Genomic DNA, 19217 nt, shown 5'->3' with positions numbered 1-19217 from the left:
TGAGTTATCCGTTATATGGCATAGTCTGAGAGCGTATAGAGTTCGGAGCGGGGAGGGACGAAAGACATGCTGCTTCAGGTCGCCGTCGTGCTGTCGTCTGTGCTCCCCAGTCAGTGTTCATCCGAATCCGGTTCTCTGGGTCCAGCAGCGGGCGAATCAATCGTGCTCGCGGTTGCGACGGGCCGCGTCGAGTCCGTCCCGGTGCCGTGGGACCAGCTACTTATAGGTGCGGCAGATTCAAGCGTTGTCGCGCATGAGTTCGTCGTCCGTATGGCTAGTCGCCCCGACCCGATGCGCGATGCGTGGGGTACCCTAGCGCCAGCGGACACCTTCTTGGCGGTTCCCTGGGCGTATGACACGACATGTAACCGCGACGTCTGGGAGGAGTCTGGATGGGTACCCAGTGGAGCGGCGGTCGTCTTTCGAGTCGATGTAGCCCGGAAGCACGAGAGGAGGCGCGTGATTGATGTCTTGGGCTGGCATGATCCCTATCCGTTTGGAAGGCTGCTGGGTCGGGGTGACTCCCTGAATGCGCCCACCGACATCGACGAGTGGCTGCCTGCGTCCGTAGTATTTCAGATCCTGTCGAACGCCCCGCGTCCGGATAGCTCAGACACTCGTGCCGAGCAACTGAAGCGACTCGAAGATGTCTACCGGAGCGGTCCGATGGCGATGCTTGAGAGGTTCCCGGGGCCAGAGATCCTGCGGATCGTTCGGACATGGGCGGCAACTGGCTCATCGCCTAGCAACGACTAGGCTGGACGCCACAGGTACGGCTGCGCGAAGCACGGTGAAGTGGCAGGCGGACTACGCCCTATAACGCCTGACTCAAGCTCTCGCCTCAGGTCGCTTTCGCGATTAGGCTGATGTGACGTACCCTGAGCAACGGCTCGGCCGCTACGCGGACACTACGGAGGGCACTGACATGCCCTCCTCCGCGTCGTGAGTCCATTGTCCGTTATACGTCATTTCTGATGACGGGACGGTGGGATCGAGGAACGAGATGGCCGCGCTGCTCGGCAGAGTGCGTGGTCTTCGCAGCATAGTCCGCCATCATAAGGTCCCTCTGACGCTGCGGTTCTGTCCTGCAGACCTCTCCCGCGCACACTCTACTTCGGTGGCCTCAGCTGCCGGGAACACCTTGCACGCTTTTGTATGCAGCCATACTATGAATGCATAGTTTGTGTCGCAAGCCTAGGCTTGAGGGGGTGCCATGAAGCGGCACTGGTTCTTCGTTCTACTGTCCGTCTCTTCAGCGCCACGCTACGGAACCGCCATTCAGGAAGACGTCCGGCAGCTCAGCGACGGTCGGGTGCGCCTTTGGCCTGCGACACTGTACGGATCTCTCGAGGAGCTCACCGCCCTCGGGTGGCTTGAGGAGATCGACGAGGAAGAACGGCCGGCGGGAATCGGGGGGCGGGAGCGGTACTACCGGCTAACTGGGGCTGGGTGTACCGCCCTGGAGGCCGAGGTCGCGCGCATGCAGTCGCTAGCGGGTGTGGCGCGCGCGCGCCTCGAGCAACGTCGGGCGGGCGCGTGAAGGCTCGGGGCTCTCAGGAGTGGTGAAGCTGCTACGGATGAGCTGGGCGCGGATCTACCGCGTGGCCTTACGGGCGCTCCCGCCGGATCTCCGCCGCAAGCACGGCTCCGCTATGGAGGCGCTCTTCGCTCACGAGGTCAGGCAGGCCCGCGAAAGAGGACGGGTGCGTGGGGGGCTCGCCGCAGCAAGAGCGGTGTGGGACGTTGTTCAGAGAGGAGTCTACGAGCGGCTGAGAAGCCGCGGGGGCGGGAGGTGGAGCATGGACGGGCTCGGACAGGACGTTACGCGCAGTCTCAGGTCGCTGCTCAAGGCGGGCCACTTCACGACCGCTGTCGTCCTGACGTTGGCACTCGGAATCGGTGCCAACAGCGCGGTCTTCAGCGTCGTAGATGCGGTGCTCCTGCAGCCACTCCCGTTCCCCAACGCCGACCGTGTGGTGCACCTCGCCTGGGACGGCGGTACGCACGTCCAGTCGTACCTGACCCGCGGAAAGTACCAGTACTGGCACGACAACGTCCGTTCATTCGATGCCGTGGCGACGTGGCGGGACTTCCATGGACGTGTGGGCGAAGCCAGTCAAGTCTCGGTCGTCACTGGGCTGCGGGTCAGCCGTGAATTCTTGGGCGTCCTGGGCTATTCGCTTGGGCAAGGCCGAGATTTCATGGCCACTGAAGATGTTTCGGGCGGCGCGAAGGTCGCGATCGTTTCCCACGAGATTTGGCAGTCCCGTTTCGGAGGCGCGTCCGACGTCGTAGGTCGCATGCTCCATCTGAACGAGGAACCCTACGTCGTCGTCGGCGTGCTCCCCGAGAGCTTCCAGTTCCCATACGTCGACGAGCCCGTACGAGTCTTAGTCCCTCTTGGCCTCTCCGTCGATCCCATGGACGAGGGCGAGAATTGGCCCACGATCGCGAGCCTCCGCGAGGGCGTCCTGCGTCAGGAGGCCCAGACGGACGTGTCGTCGCTCACCGCATCCTTCGCGGCGGAGTACCCCGACCTCGTATACCGACGAGACCTCGGGATGAAGCTTGCGACGTTCAGCGAGCTTTACGTCGGCGAGTCAGCGAAGGCCCTATGGATCCTCATGGGCGTTGTCGTGCTGGTCTTTCTGATCTCCTGTGCCAACGTTGCGAACCTCTTCCTGGCGCGTGCAATGCAGCGTCGGGGTGAGACTGCGCTGCGGGCGGCGCTCGGGGCAAGTCGTGGACGCCTCGCACGCCTCGTCCTCACGGAGGCCGTTCTCGTTGCGTTGGCCGCCGGCTCACTCGGTCTCCTGATGTCAAGGTGGGCCGTGAGCCTCTTGGTCTCGCTCGCGCCCTCCGAGCTTCCCCGCATGGGGACGATCGCAGTCGACTGGCGGGTCATGCTGTTCACGTACGTCGCCGCGCTCGCTGCGAGCATCTTCTTCGGCGGGGCGGCCGCCTGGGCCGCCTGGCCTGCGGCTCGCGGTCGGCTCTCGGAGGTGCTTAAGCAGAGCGCTCGGGGAGCTTCCGGGCGCGGCCGCACCCGGGAGGGCCTTCTGGTCGTGCAGTCGGCGATATCGATGGTGCTGCTCGCCGGCGCAGGCCTCCTCATGGTGACGCTGTTTAGCCTGGCGCGTGTCGACGCGGGCTTTGACCCCGAGGGGCTCGTCGCCGTCCGCTTCCCCGTTAGGCCGCCAGAATACCAGTCGTCGCAGGACCTTTGGGATCTTCAGCAGCGCGTGCGAGAGCAGGTGCAGGGCTCCGCAGCGATCGCATCGATAGTCGGGGCGACCAACCTGCCACTCGAGCGTGGCATCAACTTCCCAATGACGATCGGCGGTCGCCCTGGCGACTTCGAAGGAGCGGTCGAGTGGCGGGCCGTGACGCCCGACTACTTTCGCACGCTCGGCGTTCCGATCGTCGCAGGTCGTCCATTCGAGGACACGGACGTCGAGAAAGGCCCCCCCGTCGTGATCGTGAACGAGGCCTTCGTTCGGCGGTACTTCCTTGACGAGAATCCGATCGGTCAACGGATCGAGATCGGTCGGATTCGAGATGAGTTCATCGATCCGTCGCTAGCTGGCCTGGGCGCCGAGATCGTCGGTGTGGTCGGCGACATCCGAGAGGTGTCCTTGCGTGCCGATCCGCGCCGGACGATGTACGTGCCGCAGGCTCAGGCTCCGACCCGCATCTCGAATGTGCTCGGTACGATGCCCGTCTTCATCGCTCAGGGCCGGCCAGGAGGCGGGAGCATCGAGCGAGCGCTCGTGGAGGCGTTCCGCGCTGTGGATCCGGCCCTCCCCAGACCTCAGGTCTTTCCGTTAGATGACGTGGTGACTCGCTCACTCGCTCGAGAACGCTTCGGCGCTGTGCTCCTCTCTGTGTTCGCCGCGCTCGCCCTCGCGCTGACCGCCGTCGGTGTCTACGGCGTGCTGGCCTACACCGTACGACAACGGTACCGCGAGATCGCGATCCGCATGGCACTCGGAGCCGGGGGGCTACAGGTGCGGCAGATGGTACTCCGTCAAGGGATCACGCCCGTGCTCGTCGGCCTCCTGCTCGGCCTGGCGGCCTCTCTCGGGCTTTCGCGGATCATGGTGCAATACCTTTGGGGCGTCACGCCGACCGACCCCGCGACGCTCGCCGCGGTCGCGACGATCCTCCTCGGTGTCGCGCTTGCCGCTAGCTGGATCCCAGCACGAGAGGCGGTGAGGTTGGACCCGGTCACGACCCTGAAAGCGGAGTAGCCCGCGGCGACCAGTCATTGGCCCAGTCTGCTGCGGGCCTTCAAACAAGGACTTGCTGTAGTCGCGGGAAGCTCATGTAGCCGCAAGTTACGTGCGCGGATAAGCTATCGTGTTCGCGCTACGGGAATCCAAAGGCGCTAGGTGAGTCTTCTTTCCGCGGGCAGTGAGAAACGACGTATAACGCCGGACTCACGCTCTCGCCTCGGTTGGTTACCTACGCGCTTCGCGCTTCGGCTGCTGTGACCGTATCCTAGACAACGGCTCGGCCGCTGCGCGGACACTCCGCTCGGGGCTAGCACCCCGAGCTCCGCGTCGTGAGTCCCTTGTCCGTTATCGGACATCCCAAACGAAGACATGTGGGGAGAGTAAGGAGCGGAGTCGATCGCCAAGCTGAATCACGGCGCGTCCAAAAGAGGAAGTAAGGTGGGGCGTCGACGCGCGATCCTTCATTCGAGCGGCGAATTCCTAGATCAGGTACAATCTGAGTTCAGGCTCCTCGCGAATCAGTAATCGCGCGCGGCGCTGCCGTCGTCACTGGCCGCGCCCTCGGTGGCCCGAAACTGGGTTCACGGAATCTCAGGGTTCGCTGTCCGCGCTCGACTCCTGTGGGCGGATCCCTTCGGCGGGCCGGGTGGTGAATGTTCGTGGATTGGGACATCCTGTAACGCTGCTCTCCCGCTCGGGCCCCAGGTACACTTCGCTGATTCAGCTGGTAAGGTGTACCATGCACCTAGGGCCCGGCCGCTTCGCGGACACTGCGCCCAGCATACGTACGATCGGGATGTATTCATACGTATATGTCGCTGGGCTCCGCGTCGGGAGCGCCTGTCCGTTGAGCGGCATTCCTGAGGAGCTTGGTGTAGATTCGTAGGAGTCCACGGAGCTCAGGGAGGAAGGCCGAGTGCCAACAGTTCTTCGGTCCGGCCCATATCGCTTCCATTTCTATAGTCACGAGCCGAACGAACCGCCCCATGTTCACGTGGACCGCGACGAGGCGACTGCCAAGTTCTGGCTGTCTCCGGTGAACCTGGCGTCAAGCCTGGGGTTCAAGTCGCATGAGCTTACGACGCTGTTCCGCTTGGTTCAGCGGCATGAGAAGGAATTGGTAGATGCCTGGAACGGCTTCTTCACATAGTGCGGGCGCCCGCGTGGCAAACGTTCAGTTCAGCGAGGACTCCATCCGAGTGGATCTCGCCGACGGGCGTACGATCTCGGCGCCGCTGGCGTGGTATCCTCGACTCCTGAACGCCTCGGATGCTAAGCGAGCCGACTGGGAGATCTCTGGCGGCGGCTACGCGATACACTGGCCATCGATCGACGAGGACCTGAGCGTCGAAGGCCTTCTTCGCGGAGCACCTTCTCCGGGTGTGGCAGTTTAAGGCGACGGGGCGAGGAACGCCGCTCAACGCCTGACTCAAGCTCTCGCCTCAGCTCGCTTTCGCGATTAGGCTGATGTGACGTACCCTGAGCAACGGCTCGGCCGCTACGCGGACACTCCGGCGAGGGCTATCATCCTCACCTCCGCGTCGTGAGTCCCTTGTCCGTTATCAGACATTGTGGAGAGCGTCTTTTGGATTCGAGGTGACGCGTGACCCCAACCGAATTCCTCGCGCCAGACTTCCTTAAGTTCTTTGTTCCGCTCGTTGGTGCTGTCGTAGCCTGGATGTTGAACGAACGGAGGCGATGGCGAGCCGAACAACATGCGCGGAAGGAAGAGCGGTACACGTCCTTTCTACAGGGTTTGCGAGGCTTCTATGTCGACGATCCCGACGGGACACTTGTAGATGAAGACGCGAAAGAGATCCATCGGCTTAAAAGACAGTTTCTAGACGAATTGAACATCTCGTGGCTTTACTGCCCCGATAAAGTGATAGACAAAGCGTACGCCTTTCTCGAGACCGTTCGCGTCGGAGCGACGGCGACAGCGAAGGAGAAAGCTGAGGCCGCAGGCGAACTCGTTGCGGCGATTCGGCACGACCTCCTCGGGCACAAGCTCGTCAAGAGGACATCTCTGACCGGAAAGGACTTCCAACATCTCGCGGTGTGGCGCACTCGGTCCTAAGACCGTGCGGATCACAACGCCTGCTAACGCCGCGCCCCCGCTCGGGCCCTTAGTGTATTTGCTGCGGACATCGTAGGTTGATCCCAACGTGGGCCCGGCCGCTTCGCGGACACTCCGCACCGCGTACGTACGATTGGCGTTGAATCATACGTATGGGTCGCGGTGCTCCGCGTCGGGAGCGCCTGGACCGTTACCAGACATCCCCGGAGGCGGAGTGATGAGTCGAAGGGGTAACCCCAATCCTCGGAGGCTCATCGATGTCGGACACTCCATCTGAGCTTGAATCGCGAGTTCATGACCTTGAACGGTCGCTGCGCGGGAGCCGCAGGTTCGTGGCTTTGCTCGGTTCATTGGTCACGATTCTCGTACTCAGCGCGATGCTCCCTCAAGAGCGCGACGAGCTACAAGGACGGCGACTCGTGTTGACCGACGCTGCCGGTACGCCGGCGGTTGTCCTGCTGGCTGGTCCCGAGTCAAGCCTCCTCATCGAGACTCCGGCAGGGCAAGAGGTGCTGCGCCTCGGGGGTCCGGCGATCAGGCGTATCGGGAACTAGACTGCGAGGGGTGGGGACGCCTGGTAACGCTGCTCTCCCGCTCGGGCCCCAGATACGCTTCGCTGATTCAGCGGGTCAGATGTATCATGACCTATCGGCCCGGCGCCGCCACGCGGACACTGCGGTGAGCACTGACATGCTCACCTCCGCGTCGGGAGCGCCTGTCCGTTGGACGACATTCCTGACGGCGGGCAGAGTGTGACGTGAGAAGTCTCTAGCCGCTCTACACGCGGGAGGGCATGTTCTTGCGACGTATGTCATGTATCGGGGCCTCCACGCTGAATTAGCGACCGGCCTCTTCGCGGCATATTGGATAGCTAGGCATCGCTCGGGCCACCCGCACACAACTGGACGAGCAACGTTCTCCAAGGCTGCGTACTGGATCCACGTGGAGAGGTCAGCCCCCGCCTCCGAGCAGCTCTCGCGCCTCACCTTCGGAAGGCCCCACCTCGGCCACGTCTTCACTGGCCTCGAGCAACTCTCGGTCCTCCGCCCTTCTGGCTAGGGCCAGCGAACCAGCGGCAGAGCCCGCGCCGGCCACCGCGAAGATGGGGCCCAAGACCACCAGGTTCCATAAGAAAGCGGGGTCCTCTGCAAGGGCCACGGCCAAGACAAAGATCGCGGACAGCAAGAAACCTCCGGCGGCCCCCCAACCAGCAAAGCGTGGAAGGGACATCTGATCAAACCGGCGACGGCCCTCAACAAGACCCAGGACCCCTGAGAAGGTGACGCCGGCAACAAAGCCGAAGGCGCCAAACCCGAGGGGATAGGGGACGTCGGCGCCGGTACTACCGGTTACCAGCAGAAGCCCCAGCAGCATGATCATGCCCGCGCCGAACCATGCTACTGCCCAGGTCAGGCCCATCCCGATGGCGCCGCGGATGCGTCTCAGCCACTTCTTCATTGCTACCTTCCTGTGTGCTTGGACCTTCTACCGCCGATTCTGCCGATCAGATCTACCTCACGAGAATCGACCATTGGAGGCCTCCGGCACGGGCAGATCGTGACTTCGGCCAAGGGGTATCGAAGCTTTACTTTACAAAGTACTCTATATCGTGGCAAATATTCCGGTCGGAATCTCTCAGCGGGCACCGCATCCAAGAGCGTACAATTGCGACACGCGATTGCTGCCGACGGATCTGGCTCCGAGGGCTTCTTCCTTGAGCTTCCGGGCGTTCGCTGGCATCCTGGTCCGCAGCAGAATCGCAACCCGTTACGGAGCCAGTGTTTGAGAATCGGAGCGGGCGGTGAGGAATGTCGTCCAACGCCTGACTTAAGCTCTCGCCTCGGATGGTTATCTACGCGCTTCGCGCTTCGGCTGATGTGGCCGTACCCTAGACAACGGCTCGGCCGCTTCGCGGACACTACGAAGGGCGATGACACGCCCTTCTCCGCGTCGTGAGTCCCTTGTCCGTTCTATGAGGGCCGTGGTTTCAGAGGACGGCCGATTCGAGCATGGCACTGGACTACTCGGCGGCGGTATCATGTGGGACCAAGCCCGAGGAGGCCCGGGGTGACAATAGATCAACTGGAAGCCGAGGCCCTGAAGTTGTCCGAGCCGGACCGAGCTCGCCTCGCGCAGCGTCTCATCGCGAGTCTCGACGCGGATTCTGAAATCGAGCAGGCCTGGTATGATGAGGCCGAGCGTCGTCTGTCCGATCTTGAGTCCGGCGATGCCGCGGAGATTCCGGCGTCGGAAGTCTTCGAATCGCTCGGCCTAGGTGGGACGCGGTAGCGATTGCTGGTCACATTCCATGATGCGGCCAGCGTCGAATTGGCTGAGGCAATCGACTTCTACAATAGTCAAGCGTCTGAGCTCGGCGACTCGCTGGGCGCCGAGGTCTATGACATCGTTGCTGGCATCGCCGAGAATCCGGCCGCTGGGTTCGTCGTTCGGCCCGGAGTGCATCGGCGTTTGCTCGCGCGATTCCCATATAGCGTACTGTACAAGGCCTCAGAGGGGCGACTTCGGGTTCTGGCGGTAATGCACCATCGCCGAGCTCCAGAGTATTGGGCCGACCGCGAACAGATGAGGGAACCAGGAGGGCTGGCGACGACCGCACCAACGCCCTATAACGCCGCGCTCCCGCTCGGGCCCTCAGGTACGCTTCGCTGATTCAGCGCGTAAGGTGTATCATGAGCAACGGGCCCGGCCCCTTCGGGGACACTGCGCCGAGGTCTATCAACCTCAACTCCGCGTCGGGAGCGCCTGTCCGTTGCCAGACAAAGCTCAGGGCTGTGTGTTCTGTTGACCTATTTTCAGTGGTCTGAGAGAATAGGGTATGGTCCAATTCGACGATTCTCGACTCGCCGCGATATGCCGGCGGCATGGGGTGACGCAGCTGCGCCTTTTCGGATCGGCTGCTCGCGGGGAGGAGACCGCAGAGTCCGACATCGACTTGATCGCAGATTTTGGCGGGCCGACCGGCTTTTTCGGGCTCATTCGCTGTGAGGACGAGCTGGCCGAGTTTTTTGGGCAGCCGGTGGATCTTCTCACGGAGGGCGGGCTGAGCCCGTACATGCGAGACGACGTCCTCGCTGAGGCGAGAGTGATCTTCCATGACACCGCCTGACGCTCTCTTTCTCCGCCATATGCTAGAAGCGGTTGAGCGAGTGATAGAGGTCACGGCAAAGACGACGAAGGCGCAGTTCGAACTGGATTGGATGATCCAAGACGTCCTGATTCGCGAGCTTGAGGTCCTTGGTGAAGCCGCCGGTCGCGTGACCCGCGGGCTCACCACGAAGCACACCGAGATTCCCTGGCGCGAAATCACGGGGCTCCGCCACAAGCTGATCCATGACTATTTCGTGGTCGCGCTCGACGTCGTCTGGGACACCGCCACCGTCGACGTGCCTGAAGTGCACCCTCTTCTCGTAGCGCTTCTGGAGCACGTACCAGATCAGGAGTAGGCGACCGGCGCTTCATCTGGTAACGCCGCGCTCCCGCTCGGGCCCTCGGGTACGCTTCGCTGATTCAGCGGGTAAGATGTATCATGAGCGACGGGCCCGGCCGCTTCGCGGACACTGCGGTGAGCACTCGCATGCTCACCTCCGCGTCGGGAGCGCCTGTCCGTTACCAGATATGAGCGATGACATTAGTGAGGAGCGTAGTTGGATCGACCTGAATAGTGGAAGTGGGACCTGCGCTTCGTCTCGCGTGTCGAGCGTCGCATGGAGGAGCGCGGATTCTCAGAAGTCGAGCTTCGGACCATGCTTGCCGACGCAACGGCGATCACATCTTCGCGACGCTCCGGGCGCTGGCTGATCTCAACGCACCTTGGCGATGCTCCGTGGGTAATAGTGGTGGAGCCGGACCCAGACGACCAGATTACGTATGTGGTGACCGCGTACCCGAAAGTGTGACGCCATGATCTCTCTCCAAGTCACGTACCGGAAGGGTCAGCCCTTCGCGGCGTACATCTGCCTCGACCATGCGCCGGGGCAGAAGGCCGTCCGATCGGAAGAGGTCGCACGGGAGATCGTGGTCGACTATGACGGGGATGAGCGGCCGATCGGTGTTGAGATCGTGAGTCCGGGCGCCACCAGCGTCGACGAGATTCTCGCCGTATTCGACGAGCTCGGACTGAGCCGGCCCGACCTGAGCGAATTAGCGCCACTTGTCGCGGCCTAGGCGGTAGGGCCGGACGGGCTGCTCACGTCTGGTAACGCCTGACTCAAGCTGTCGCCTCGGGTCGCTTTCGCGATTAGGCTGATGTGACGCACCCTGAGCAACGGCTCGGCCGCTACGCGGACACTGCGGTGAGCACTGACATGCTCACCTCCGCGTCGGGAGCGCCTGTCCGTTACAAGACATGCCCGTGAGCAGCTGGGTTCTTCAGAAGGGGCGGAAAGTATCCGGATGTTGATCCTACTCGGTGGGGCCCCTCGCGCTGGGAAGGGCATGATCTCAAGAGAGCTAGTCCAGAAGAGGGGGATCGCGCTCCTGTCTCTCGACGTGCTGAAGATGGGTTTGCACCGAGCCGTCCCTTCAATGGGCGTGGACCCAAACGCCCACTCGCGCGAGGTGGGCGAGAACATGTGGCCGCTAGTTCGGGCGATGGCCGAGAACGCGCTCGAGGCCGACGTCGACTATGTCTTTGAAGGGGACATGGTCCTGCCCAAGCAAGCCGCAGAGCTTCGAGGCCTTTCAGGTGCCGACGTGCGATCGTGCTTCGTCGGTTATCGCGATATCGAGCCGCAACGGAAGCTTTCCGATATCCGCCGCCATCGTGGGCACGCCAACGACTGGCTGAACGAGCAGAGCGACGAGGAGATCCTCGCGGTGGTCCAGTTCGGCATTGAATACAGTGCGTATCTCTCCGAGGAGTGCGACCGGCTGGGTCTCACGTACGTCGACGGCTCCACGGACTTCGAAGGAACCGTCGATGCTGCTGTAACGCACCTCATGTGGTGACCCTACTACGCGGGTGGGGCACATCTTGTAACGCCGCTCTCGCGCTCGCGCCCTCAGGTACGCTTCGCTGATGCGGCGGGTAGGTTGCACGATGAGCAACGGGACCGGCCCTTCGGGACGCTACACCCAGCGTACGTACGATCGTGACCCGCTCATACGTATAATGATCGCTGGGCACCGCGTCGGGAGCACCTTGGCCCGTTACAGGACATGCCGCGTAAGCTAGGGTGACGGTAGATAGTGAGGTGGAGGACCACAAATGAAATACCGAGGATTGATCGAGCAGGATGAGGACGGTGTATTCCTGGCGGCGGTCCCGAGTCTTCCGGGATGCATCACGCAGGGGTCCACGCGGGATGAGGCGTTGGCGAATTCTCGCGAGGCGATTGCTGCTTACTCGAGAGCCTAGAGGCGCATGGCGATCCTGTTCCCCTTCGATCAGCGAAGAGATCGTCGAGGTCTCTAGGATGCCCGCTAAGGTGTGCCTCAGTAGTGGTAGCGACACTGGAGGAAGTCGATGCGGTCGGTTCGCACCAGGTACACGAGGCGGTGTTCCTGTGTGATCCGGCGCGACCACACATTTGCTCCGAGGTGCTTGAGCGGCTCGGGCTTCCCGATTCCCTTGAAGGGATTTCGAGTGACGGCTTCCACTAGGTCCATGACCTTGAGTGCGATGCGCCGATTGGTGTCTATCCAGAACCGCAGGTCCTCTCTGAACTCGTCCTGAAAGAACGTGACCCGGGCTGTGCTGGCTTCCTTACTCGAGGCCAAACTTGGACCTCAGCGATTCGGGCGAGTCTGAGACGCCGCCCTCCTCAAGAGCTCGCTGGAGCGCGTGAAGTAGGCGCTGAGCGTTCTTCGGGGAGCGGAGCAGGTGTACGGATTCCTCAAGGCTACGGAGCTCGTCCGCAGGAATCAGGGCCATGTCTTCGTGGCCCCGCCTTGTAATGATGACGGGCTCCCGGCGCTCCTCGGCTTCCTGCAAAACCTTCGCGAGGTTCTGGCGCGCATAGCTATAGGTGACTTGCTCTAACATGGGGCACTCCTCGAATAGTTGTACAACTATACTGTACATATTTTCTTGGTGCAACAGAGCGGTGGTACGTGACGTTCTCGGGTAACGCATAACGTCGCGCTCCCGCTCGGGCCCCTCAGATACGCTTCGCTGATTCGGCGCGTAGGATATGTCATGACCAACAAAAAAACGGGCCCGGCGCCTGCGGGGACACTCCGGTGAGCACTGACATGCCCTCCTCCGCGTCGGGAGCGTCTGGTTCTGCAAAAGGCGCTGAGACGTGGCCGCGAACGTCCGCTAGATTTGAGATATCGAAACGGTGTGCCGGACGGTCTTCCTCCGGAGCTTGGCAATGCCCACTGAAAGTGAATCGGTACGAATCCGAGCTGCTCGCTTTGCACGGCGAACGCTCGAACTCGGAGTGTACGCGGTGGGCGCCGTGGTCGGGTCCCCCTACGCACGGCTGCTTGGCTTGCGTTCTGCTGCGGAACGGGCGCTGGCAAATGGTGACACGAAGGACGCGGAGTTCTTGGCGAAGGGACTACTCGAACTCGCAGGTAGGTATCGTGACGATTGGTACTACGGGAACGCGCTCCACAACGGCCACGAGATCCTCGGACTTGTTCACATGAAGCGAGGGGACCCTGTCGCGGCGGAACGCGAGCTGCTAAAGGCGGGTCAGACTCCGGGATCTCCGCAACTCAACTCCTTCGGCCCGAACCTGACCCTGGCTCACGATCTTCTGCTCGAAGGACGCCGAGAGGCGGTGCTTGAGTATCTAGAGCTGTGCCGTGGATTCTGGTGTCGCGAGACGAAGAACCGATCCTCAACGATGAGTGAGATTCGACTCGACAGCTGGATTGAGGAGATCCGCAGAGGTGCCGTGCCGGATTTCGGTCCTAACCTCGTCTATTGAGATCGGCGGCGGCACCTTCGCATGACGCCGCGCTCCCGCTCGGGCCCTCAGATACGCTTCGCGGGATGAGCGCGCAGGCACTATCGTGAGTACCCACAGCTACTAGTTCCCATCCGGGAATTCATGACTGCGGTAGGTGAGATCAAGTAACGGCGCATCCGTCGGTCGCCTTATCCATGCGAGCTAGATCGCGAAGTGTGCCGCGGTTCGAGGAGGAGAGGTGGAGGAACTTGAGAAGGTTCCAGGTGCCGACTTGGTGCCCTACGAGCCCGGATTGCCTCTGGAAACCACTATCAGGGCGAGTCTAGTTCGGTTCCTCCCTGGCAGCGTCATCAGCCTAGCGGCGGTGTTCGCGTTCCTTGGAATGGTTCCGGGCCCTGGGGAGTGGCTTGAGGCAATGGCAATGTTCGGAGCTGGTGTCGGGGCGCTCACTGGTGGCTTTGCCGTGGGGCTCGAAGCTCTCCGGCGTTGGCTCTACCCGGACGCCAAGGTCTGCGGCCGCCGCAGCTTCGTAGCCGGTCTCATGGCCCCTGCGGCCTTCTTCGCGGCTGGCGTCTTCGTCGGTCCGTTCACCAGCGGCCTTGGGTTGCTTGGGCTGATGTTCCTCGTAGCGCTCAGTACTGCGGTCCTTATGTTTTTCGCCTGGCTCACGCCGACCCCCGAAGAGATGCGAGACAGCGAGTATCAGTCGGACGGGGAACTGCTGGACGTCCTTGGTAGCTAGCGTGACCATGGTGGCGGGAGGCGCACGCCATGTAACGCCGCTCTCCCGCTCGTGGCGCGACAAACCTGCAGAGACAGACTGGAGGAGGAATTAGGAATGGACCTCATCGTGATCCCTCAGGCTCTACTGATCTTCTACGGCGCTCTCGTCTTGGGCTGCGGCTCGGTGCTCGGGGTCGTCCTCGGCCGGAACGTCCGGAAGCGGATGTCAGAACCTGAGCCGCCCGATCGTCTTGGGCGTCGCATTGACATCCTCGAAAGGGAGCTCGAAGACACGCGGTCCGACCTTAGGCGCCTGAGAGACGAGACGGCGTTTCTTCGGGAGCTGAGAGCCCCCCCACAACACCCCGAGGATTCGGGTACGGGCAGACGACGGATCGTCGCGTAACGCCGCTCTCCCCCACGGGCCCTCAGCTACGCTTCACTGAGAGAGCCCAGGCCTACCGCATGGGCGAGAAATCCGTCGCTTCGAGGAACACGCTTTCCAGGCCCACGATCAGGCGCCCGTCCCGTCGGGATTCCTCGGCCACGCTCTGCCATTCAGCGTCGCTTCCGAAGTTGCGCCAGGCCTCCTGGGCTGCTTCCCGCGAAGGATGTGCGAGCATGTAGATCAGCGTGTTCTGCGAGAGCGGCTCGTCCTGCGGAGTCCAGTACCCGACGTTCGTCATGCCGTGCTTCTCGAAGATCCTGAGCGTGTGGTTCCGGAAACGCGCCAGGAGGTCGTCGATCTTGCCGTCCGCAGCTGTATACGTCCTCAGTTCAAAAACCTGCGCTGTCTGGACAACCGGCGCGGCGCTCGCCTCGGCCTGAAGCACGAGATCTCCCTGGGTAGTCCCGAGCAGGTAGCCTGCGCCGAAGATGGTCGCCATTAGGGTGGGAATCAGAAGTCGCTTGGCAACCATTTCGTTCCTCCTCTGTGATCGCGGTGTGGGGCGCGCGGTGAGATGGCGCGATCCTCCGAAACATGTTGTAGCGGGGAAGCGGTCGGGGGCAAGCGAGATGATCACGCAACACCTTTCAACCGTGCCTCTTCGGTTGCCGGCCCGAGACGCCCGACGTACCGTCCTCGGGACTCTGGAACGCGGTCTCTCCACGCCTCCAGGGGCGCCTGGAACCCGTTCCGGCGGAAGGTGATGGCCTCGTTCCTCTCGAAGCTGAAGCGGCTGACTCAGATCGCTACCGAACGTGGTGTGGTGGACGTGGCGACCGCCAGCGCGCTTGTGACCCTGGCCGAGCAGCACGAGCGCGAGGGCGGAGTCCGAAGTCTGGCCTCTGTGCTCGGATCTCTCGGTGGTGGCATCGTAGCGCTCGGGGTGGTACTGCTCGTGGCGGCCAACTGGCAGGGGATCGGAGACGAAGCCAAGATCGCCGGATTCTTGCTGCTGCTCGGCGGGTCACACTCGGTGGGGTTCTGGATCACAGCGACGAACCGTCCGTACGTCCGTACCGCGGAGGGACTCCACTTCATCGGCGCCGGGCTGGTCATCGCTGGGGTAGGACTCATCTCTCAGATCTTCAATCTCGACGCGCGCCCTCCGAATGGCGTACTGATCTGGCTCGCAGCTATCGTCCCACTGGCGTACCTGCTTCGCTCTGCGCCTATCAGCGGGATGGCCGTCTTCGCGCTCGTCCTATGGGCACACATGGAGGGCAGCTTCGGCGGGTCCCCCATGGAAGTGCCGACGTTCGCAGGCCATCTGATGCTGGAGGTCGGTCTCGGGACTGCGCTGCTCGGGGCGTCGAGCGCCGTGCGGGACGCCGAGCCGGAGATCGCACACATCTTGCGCTCGCTCGGGGTGGCTCTGCTGGGCTACAGCATCTACGCCCTCGGCTTCTACCGCTATTTCTCCCGCTCGGTGACCGAGCCGGGCGGCGGGGCATGGGTCCTGCCGTCGGCCGCGCTGCTGCTAGGAGGCCTCGGGCTCTGGATTGCTCGTGAGAGCCTGGCGAAAGAGGCCCCGTGGCTCCGGGATCGCCTGAACTCGTTGCTCGTCATCCTGCTTTCGATTGCCGCGCTCGCGCTCGCGCTCGATCTCGGTGTCGTGCCATCCGGGCCCAATCTCTGGTTCTTCAGCTTCGGTGGCGGTGTGACGTTCTCGCTCGCGGAACTCCTGGTGACGTTTGCCGCATGGGCGATCTGGTTCCTGCTCGCCTTCTGGTGCGTCGCGTTTGGGACCCGCTCGGGCCGCAAGCGCTATCTCGACATCGGTGTTGCCGCAGTCGGCCTGGGCGTGGTGACGCGGTTCTTCGACCTCATCGGTGGGCAGACGGGCACTGGCCTGCTCTTCGTGGTCGGTGGCCTGGTCCTGATCTGCACGGCGTGGGCGACGGAGAAGTGGCGGCGCCAGGCGCTCGCACGGATGGGGGAGTCATGAGCCTCCGAGCCAAGGTCGCCGCCGCTTGGGTCGCAATCCAGCTCGGCTTTTTCGTCGGCTGGGCATCGCTGGAGGAGGCTCGCTTCGGACCGGACGTCGGAACCTCGATCCTGGTCAGGGTGAGACCCGTTGATCCACGCGACCTGTTGCGGGGTCAGTTCATGCAGCTGGGTTACGAGTTCAGTCGGATGGACTCGACGTTGGTAACCTCACCCCGCCCGGGCCCCGGCTCGAGCATCTGGGTGGTGTTGCGTCCCGACGGGGATTTTCATGTGCCCCAGAGAGCGCAGGCCGGACAGCCGGACCGGCTGCCACCGGGCCAGGTGGCCATCGCCGGAAGGGTCGAGCGAGGACTCTTCGCGTTCGGAATCGAGCGCTACTTCGTACCGGAGGGCACGGAGACCCCGAACTGGGCGGAGCTGACCGTGCGCCTTCGCGTGGGGCGCGACGGACGTCCCCGGATCGAGCAGGTCTACTTGAGAGGCGTGCCTTGGCCCTAGCTGGCCAGCTCCCGCAGAATCTCGTCGTGCAAGAGGCCGTTCGAGCTGACTCCCGATCCACCGTGCACAGTCGCGTCGCCCTCGAGTGTGGTGAAACGCCCCCCGGCCTCGGTCGCGATCGTGAGGAACGGGCCCGCATCCCACGGTGCCGTGACGGGATCGACCTGCGCCTCGATGCGCCCGGTCGCGACGAGCGCGTGTCCGTAGCAGTCTCCCCACGTGCGTGAGTACGAGCAGCGCTGCTGAAGGCGCCGCCATCCGTCTCCTTCGGGGCGAGACAGGATCCGCTCAACGTCCGTCGTGCAGATAACGGCGCTCTCGATCGCCTCGACGAGTGAGACGCTGCAAGGGTCTCCATTCCAGGTGCAACCGAGCCCCGCTCCAGCGGCGATGGTCTCTTGCAGGGGAGGAAAGTGCGCGACACCGACCACGCTCTCGGCCTCGATCTCGATGCCGATCAGCACGCCGTAGAGCGGGACACCACGCATGAAGGAACGCGTGGCGTCGATGGGATCGAGAATCCACCGAACGGGAGCACCCGCGTTGGATTCCCCGTACTCCTCGCCAAGGATCGAGTGCTCAGGAAACCGCTCCTCGACCCTCCGTCGAATCAGCTCTTCGGCTTCACGATCTGCGATGGTGACGGGCGAGCCGTCACCTTTCGCGTCGTGATCCACAATCCCTCCGAAGTACCGGAGTGTAAGTGCACCAGCCTCATGGGCGAGAACGGTAGCGAACTCCAACAGCTCGCGGACTTGGTCTGAAGATGGCACGGAGCTCTTCAGGGAGAAGCGGTTCGAGAGGCTCCGAGGCGGCGGCCTTTCTCCGAATACATGTCCATGTCGGCGGCCTGGATCACGTCCGCCGTCGACTTCATCGTCGCAGGGTCGAACTCTGCGAGGCCGATGCTCACTGAGAGGCCGTACTCGCCTATGATCGCATCGGTGTCGAGGCGCTCCTTGACACGGTGCACGTAGGAACGGGCCCCGTCCGCATGACTCTCCGAGAGCAGCGAAATGAACTCGTCGCCGCCGTACCGGCCGACCAGGTTCATCTCGCGGTTTTCGTCTTCGAGGATCTGTGCGAACGCGCACAGAATGTCGTCACCGACGAGGTGTCCGAGCGTGTCGTTGTAGTGTTTGAAGTTGTCCAGGTCGAAGAGGACGACGACCAGGCTACGACCCCGTCGCGCCGCGGCGACTTCCCTATCCAGATAAATCTGGAGCATGCGCCGGTTCGGAAGTCCGGTCAGCGGGTCGGTCAGAGAGAGCGCCTGCAGGTCGGCGTGCAGTCTCGCGTTTTCGAGCGCTACCGATGCCTGACTCGCCAGTCGCTGCAGAACGGCTGCGTCGTCATCCGTGAAGTGGCGCGGACGCCGGCTACCCGCGGCGAGTATGCCCGCGACCCGCCCGGCGATCATCAGCGGGGCACCTACGGCGGAGCCGGACTCCAGATGCTTGCGGAGGGCGTCGGGCACGAGCGGACTCGAGGCGAGGTCGTCGATGATGACCGGCTTGCTCATCTCCAGCAGTTTCTCGCCGAGTTCGTCGTCCAGGTCCCAGGTGAGGCCGACCGGCAGGGTGATCTCGCCTCCGGCCTCCGCGATACGCCCCACCCTACCGTCTGGTCCCTCACAGAGCCACACCGAGGCCCCATCGACGTCTAGCACGTCGAGTACCGCGGCGATGACCTTACCCAGCACCTCCGTCGCATCGAGCTCGCTCGTCAGCGCCCGTCCGATTTTTTCGATCTGTTCGGCCTCACGCCGGCGCTGCTCGAGCTCGGCGAACCGCTGAGCGTTGTCGATCGCGACGGCGGAAAGGTCCGCGATGCTCTGCAGCATCGTGAGATCGTCCTCCGAGTAGGCCTCGGTGTCGTAGCTCTGAGCGCTGATCGCACCGATCACGCGGCCCTTGTGAATCATCGGAGCCGAGATGGCCGAGCTGGTTATGTCTGTGCTGTCCTCTCCGAGCACGAGTAGCGACCTGTCGTCCAGGTGCTCGTTGACCATGGAGGCTCGCTGTGTGCGAATGACCTCAGAATCAGAGCCCCGGTACGACACGCCGACTCTACTGACTTCGCCCCTGTCCGCGAAGTAGACGATGGTCGCCAGGTCTCGCCCCTGATCGTAGAGGGAGATATAGAACCCGGAGGCTTCCAGGACCTCCTCGGTCTCCCGGTGGATTGCCGCGAACAGTTCATCCGAACTGAGCGTGCCCGTTAGGGCCCGAGTCGTATCGAGAAGAACTCGATAGCGCTCAGAGATACTCGCTGGATCGGTGCGAGCGTCCGGTTTGGGCATGGACAATGGATGATTCTGCGGCCGAGCTTCCATGGTCGCGGAGTAAACATTCCTGTTCGAACCATAATACGTCGGCGGCGGTAGGCCTCACAACAATGACCGCGTG

General features: G+C 62.9%; 24 protein-coding genes and 1 pseudogene. 19 read left to right on the top strand and 6 right to left on the bottom strand.

Translation table 11 applies throughout. The features are described from left to right. Positions 1-66 precede the first annotated feature (66 nt). The 7 genes from IIB36_00470 (at position 67) to IIB36_00440 (ending at position 6866) form a co-directional block, all read left to right on the top strand. A complete protein-coding gene (locus IIB36_00470; protein ID MCH7530216.1) occupies positions 67-756 on the top strand; it encodes a hypothetical protein in 690 nt (229 codons plus the stop codon). Between the two features lie 457 nt (positions 757-1213). Beyond that, a complete protein-coding gene (locus IIB36_00465; protein MCH7530215.1) occupies positions 1214-1540 on the top strand; it encodes a helix-turn-helix transcriptional regulator in 327 nt (108 codons plus the stop codon). Positions 1541-1562: 22 nt separating this feature from the next. Next, complete coding sequence (locus tag IIB36_00460; protein MCH7530214.1) at positions 1563-4250, top strand: ABC transporter permease; 2688 nt, start codon at positions 1563-1565, stop codon at positions 4248-4250. Positions 4251-5151: 901 nt separating this feature from the next. Next, positions 5152-5385, top strand: coding sequence for a DUF4160 domain-containing protein (locus IIB36_00455; protein ID MCH7530213.1), 234 nt, complete (start codon positions 5152-5154; stop codon positions 5383-5385). Next, positions 5360-5629, top strand: coding sequence for a DUF2442 domain-containing protein (locus IIB36_00450; GenBank protein MCH7530212.1), 270 nt, complete (start codon positions 5360-5362; stop codon positions 5627-5629). Before IIB36_00455 ends, IIB36_00450 begins: the two co-directional genes overlap by 26 nt. A 209-nt stretch (positions 5630-5838) precedes the next feature. Further along, a complete protein-coding gene (locus IIB36_00445) occupies positions 5839-6312 on the top strand; it encodes a hypothetical protein (GenBank protein ID MCH7530211.1) in 474 nt (157 codons plus the stop codon). A gap of 332 nt (positions 6313-6644) precedes the next feature. Beyond that, positions 6645-6866, top strand: a complete 222-nt coding sequence (locus IIB36_00440; protein MCH7530210.1) for a hypothetical protein — start codon at positions 6645-6647, stop codon at positions 6864-6866. A gap of 397 nt (positions 6867-7263) precedes the next feature. On the opposite strand, the gene IIB36_00435 is transcribed toward IIB36_00440, so the two are convergent. Beyond that, positions 7264-7770 (bottom strand): hypothetical protein, encoded by a 507-nt coding sequence (locus IIB36_00435; GenBank protein MCH7530209.1) that lies wholly within the window; start codon positions 7768-7770, stop codon positions 7264-7266. A gap of 609 nt (positions 7771-8379) precedes the next feature. Between IIB36_00435 and IIB36_00430 the strand changes: the two genes are divergently transcribed. From IIB36_00430 to IIB36_00400, 7 genes and pseudogenes are all read left to right on the top strand, one after another. Next, entirely contained in the window at positions 8380-8601 is a 222-nt protein-coding gene (locus IIB36_00430) for an addiction module protein (protein MCH7530208.1), read from the top strand. A 3-nt stretch (positions 8602-8604) separates the two neighbouring features. Further along, on the top strand, positions 8605-8982 hold the full coding sequence (locus IIB36_00425; GenBank protein ID MCH7530207.1) for a type II toxin-antitoxin system RelE/ParE family toxin: 378 nt from the start codon (positions 8605-8607) through the stop codon (positions 8980-8982). Between the two features lie 166 nt (positions 8983-9148). After that, a complete protein-coding gene (locus tag IIB36_00420) occupies positions 9149-9439 on the top strand; it encodes a nucleotidyltransferase family protein (protein MCH7530206.1) in 291 nt (96 codons plus the stop codon). Further along, positions 9426-9776, top strand: a complete 351-nt coding sequence (locus tag IIB36_00415) for a DUF86 domain-containing protein (GenBank protein ID MCH7530205.1) — start codon at positions 9426-9428, stop codon at positions 9774-9776. Before IIB36_00420 ends, IIB36_00415 begins: the two co-directional genes overlap by 14 nt. A 457-nt stretch (positions 9777-10233) precedes the next feature. Further along, positions 10234-10497 carry a DUF2283 domain-containing protein gene (locus IIB36_00410; protein ID MCH7530204.1) on the top strand — a complete coding sequence of 88 codons (264 nt, stop codon included), beginning with the start codon at positions 10234-10236 and terminating at the stop codon, positions 10495-10497. Positions 10498-10725: 228 nt separating this feature from the next. After that, entirely contained in the window at positions 10726-11280 is a 555-nt protein-coding gene (locus IIB36_00405) for a zeta toxin family protein (protein ID MCH7530203.1), read from the top strand. A 259-nt stretch (positions 11281-11539) separates the two neighbouring features. Next, positions 11540-11843, top strand: a pseudogene (locus tag IIB36_00400) (type II toxin-antitoxin system HicB family antitoxin). Here the strand turns inward: IIB36_00400 and IIB36_00395 are convergent. Continuing rightward, on the bottom strand, positions 11767-12051 hold the full coding sequence (locus IIB36_00395; GenBank protein MCH7530202.1) for a Txe/YoeB family addiction module toxin: 285 nt from the start codon (positions 12049-12051) through the stop codon (positions 11767-11769). The pseudogene IIB36_00400 and the gene IIB36_00395 sit on opposite strands and share 77 nt — an antisense overlap. Then, positions 12038-12316, bottom strand: coding sequence for a type II toxin-antitoxin system prevent-host-death family antitoxin (locus IIB36_00390; protein ID MCH7530201.1), 279 nt, complete (start codon positions 12314-12316; stop codon positions 12038-12040). The genes IIB36_00395 and IIB36_00390 overlap by 14 nt, the downstream gene beginning before the upstream one ends. Before the next feature lie 331 nt (positions 12317-12647). Here IIB36_00390 and IIB36_00385 point away from each other — a divergent pair, with 331 nt between their 5' ends. The 3 genes from IIB36_00385 (at position 12648) to IIB36_00375 (ending at position 14322) form a co-directional block, all read left to right on the top strand. Further along, positions 12648-13211 carry a hypothetical protein gene (locus IIB36_00385; protein ID MCH7530200.1) on the top strand — a complete coding sequence of 188 codons (564 nt, stop codon included), beginning with the start codon at positions 12648-12650 and terminating at the stop codon, positions 13209-13211. A 220-nt stretch (positions 13212-13431) separates the two neighbouring features. Then, positions 13432-13935, top strand: coding sequence for a hypothetical protein (locus IIB36_00380; GenBank protein MCH7530199.1), 504 nt, complete (start codon positions 13432-13434; stop codon positions 13933-13935). A 96-nt stretch (positions 13936-14031) separates the two neighbouring features. Continuing rightward, positions 14032-14322, top strand: coding sequence for a hypothetical protein (locus IIB36_00375; GenBank protein MCH7530198.1), 291 nt, complete (start codon positions 14032-14034; stop codon positions 14320-14322). A gap of 52 nt (positions 14323-14374) precedes the next feature. Here IIB36_00375 and IIB36_00370 read toward each other — a convergent pair whose 3' ends face one another. Beyond that, entirely contained in the window at positions 14375-14803 is a 429-nt protein-coding gene (locus IIB36_00370) for an NIPSNAP family protein (protein ID MCH7530197.1), read from the bottom strand. 264 nt (positions 14804-15067) lie between these two features. On the opposite strand from IIB36_00370, the gene IIB36_00365 reads away from it, so the two are divergent. Both IIB36_00365 and IIB36_00360 read left to right on the top strand, forming a co-directional pair. Next, the gene (locus tag IIB36_00365) at positions 15068-16309 is read left to right on the top strand and encodes a DUF2157 domain-containing protein (GenBank protein MCH7530196.1); all 1242 of its coding nucleotides are present in this window, start codon (positions 15068-15070) and stop codon (positions 16307-16309) included. After that, the gene (locus IIB36_00360; GenBank protein MCH7530195.1) at positions 16306-16809 is read left to right on the top strand and encodes a GDYXXLXY domain-containing protein; all 504 of its coding nucleotides are present in this window, start codon (positions 16306-16308) and stop codon (positions 16807-16809) included. Before IIB36_00365 ends, IIB36_00360 begins: the two co-directional genes overlap by 4 nt. Here IIB36_00360 and IIB36_00355 read toward each other — a convergent pair. Together IIB36_00355 and IIB36_00350 are read right to left on the bottom strand one after the other, a co-directional pair. Next, a complete protein-coding gene (locus tag IIB36_00355; protein MCH7530194.1) occupies positions 16806-17582 on the bottom strand; it encodes a histidinol phosphate phosphatase in 777 nt (258 codons plus the stop codon). The two genes, IIB36_00360 and IIB36_00355, sit on opposite strands and share 4 nt — an antisense overlap. 8 nt (positions 17583-17590) lie before the next feature. Next, positions 17591-19117, bottom strand: a complete 1527-nt coding sequence (locus IIB36_00350; protein ID MCH7530193.1) for a diguanylate cyclase — start codon at positions 19115-19117, stop codon at positions 17591-17593. Between the last annotated feature and the right edge of the window lie 100 nt (positions 19118-19217).

This window comes from Gemmatimonadota bacterium (assembly GCA_022560615.1).
Taxonomy (GTDB): domain Bacteria; phylum Gemmatimonadota; class Gemmatimonadetes; order Longimicrobiales; family Gaopeijiaceae; genus UBA1138.
Note: the sequence above shows the minus strand (reverse complement) of the source record. Positions and strands in the feature narration are given on the sequence as shown.

What these genes read in the sequence shown, in the direction of transcription:
- IIB36_00470 (MCH7530216.1), top strand. Translation starts at nt 67, where the DNA reads ATGCTGCTTCAGGTCGCCGTCGTGCTGTCGTCTGTGCTCCCCAGTCAG.
- IIB36_00465 (MCH7530215.1), top strand. Translation starts at nt 1,214, where the DNA reads ATGAAGCGGCACTGGTTCTTCGTTCTACTGTCCGTCTCTTCAGCGCCA.
- IIB36_00450 (MCH7530212.1), top strand. Translation starts at nt 5,360, where the DNA reads ATGCCTGGAACGGCTTCTTCACATAGTGCGGGCGCCCGCGTGGCAAAC.
- IIB36_00435 (MCH7530209.1), bottom strand. Translation starts at nt 7,770, where the DNA reads ATGAAGAAGTGGCTGAGACGCATCCGCGGCGCCATCGGGATGGGCCTG.
- IIB36_00420 (MCH7530206.1), top strand. Translation starts at nt 9,149, where the DNA reads ATGGTCCAATTCGACGATTCTCGACTCGCCGCGATATGCCGGCGGCAT.
- IIB36_00415 (MCH7530205.1), top strand. Translation starts at nt 9,426, where the DNA reads ATGACACCGCCTGACGCTCTCTTTCTCCGCCATATGCTAGAAGCGGTT.
- IIB36_00410 (MCH7530204.1), top strand. Translation starts at nt 10,234, where the DNA reads ATGATCTCTCTCCAAGTCACGTACCGGAAGGGTCAGCCCTTCGCGGCG.
- IIB36_00405 (MCH7530203.1), top strand. Translation starts at nt 10,726, where the DNA reads ATGTTGATCCTACTCGGTGGGGCCCCTCGCGCTGGGAAGGGCATGATC.
- IIB36_00390 (MCH7530201.1), bottom strand. Translation starts at nt 12,316, where the DNA reads ATGTTAGAGCAAGTCACCTATAGCTATGCGCGCCAGAACCTCGCGAAG.
- IIB36_00385 (MCH7530200.1), top strand. Translation starts at nt 12,648, where the DNA reads ATGCCCACTGAAAGTGAATCGGTACGAATCCGAGCTGCTCGCTTTGCA.
- IIB36_00375 (MCH7530198.1), top strand. Translation starts at nt 14,032, where the DNA reads ATGGACCTCATCGTGATCCCTCAGGCTCTACTGATCTTCTACGGCGCT.
- IIB36_00370 (MCH7530197.1), bottom strand. Translation starts at nt 14,803, where the DNA reads ATGGCGACCATCTTCGGCGCAGGCTACCTGCTCGGGACTACCCAGGGA.
- IIB36_00365 (MCH7530196.1), top strand. Translation starts at nt 15,068, where the DNA reads ATGGCCTCGTTCCTCTCGAAGCTGAAGCGGCTGACTCAGATCGCTACC.
- IIB36_00360 (MCH7530195.1), top strand. Translation starts at nt 16,306, where the DNA reads ATGAGCCTCCGAGCCAAGGTCGCCGCCGCTTGGGTCGCAATCCAGCTC.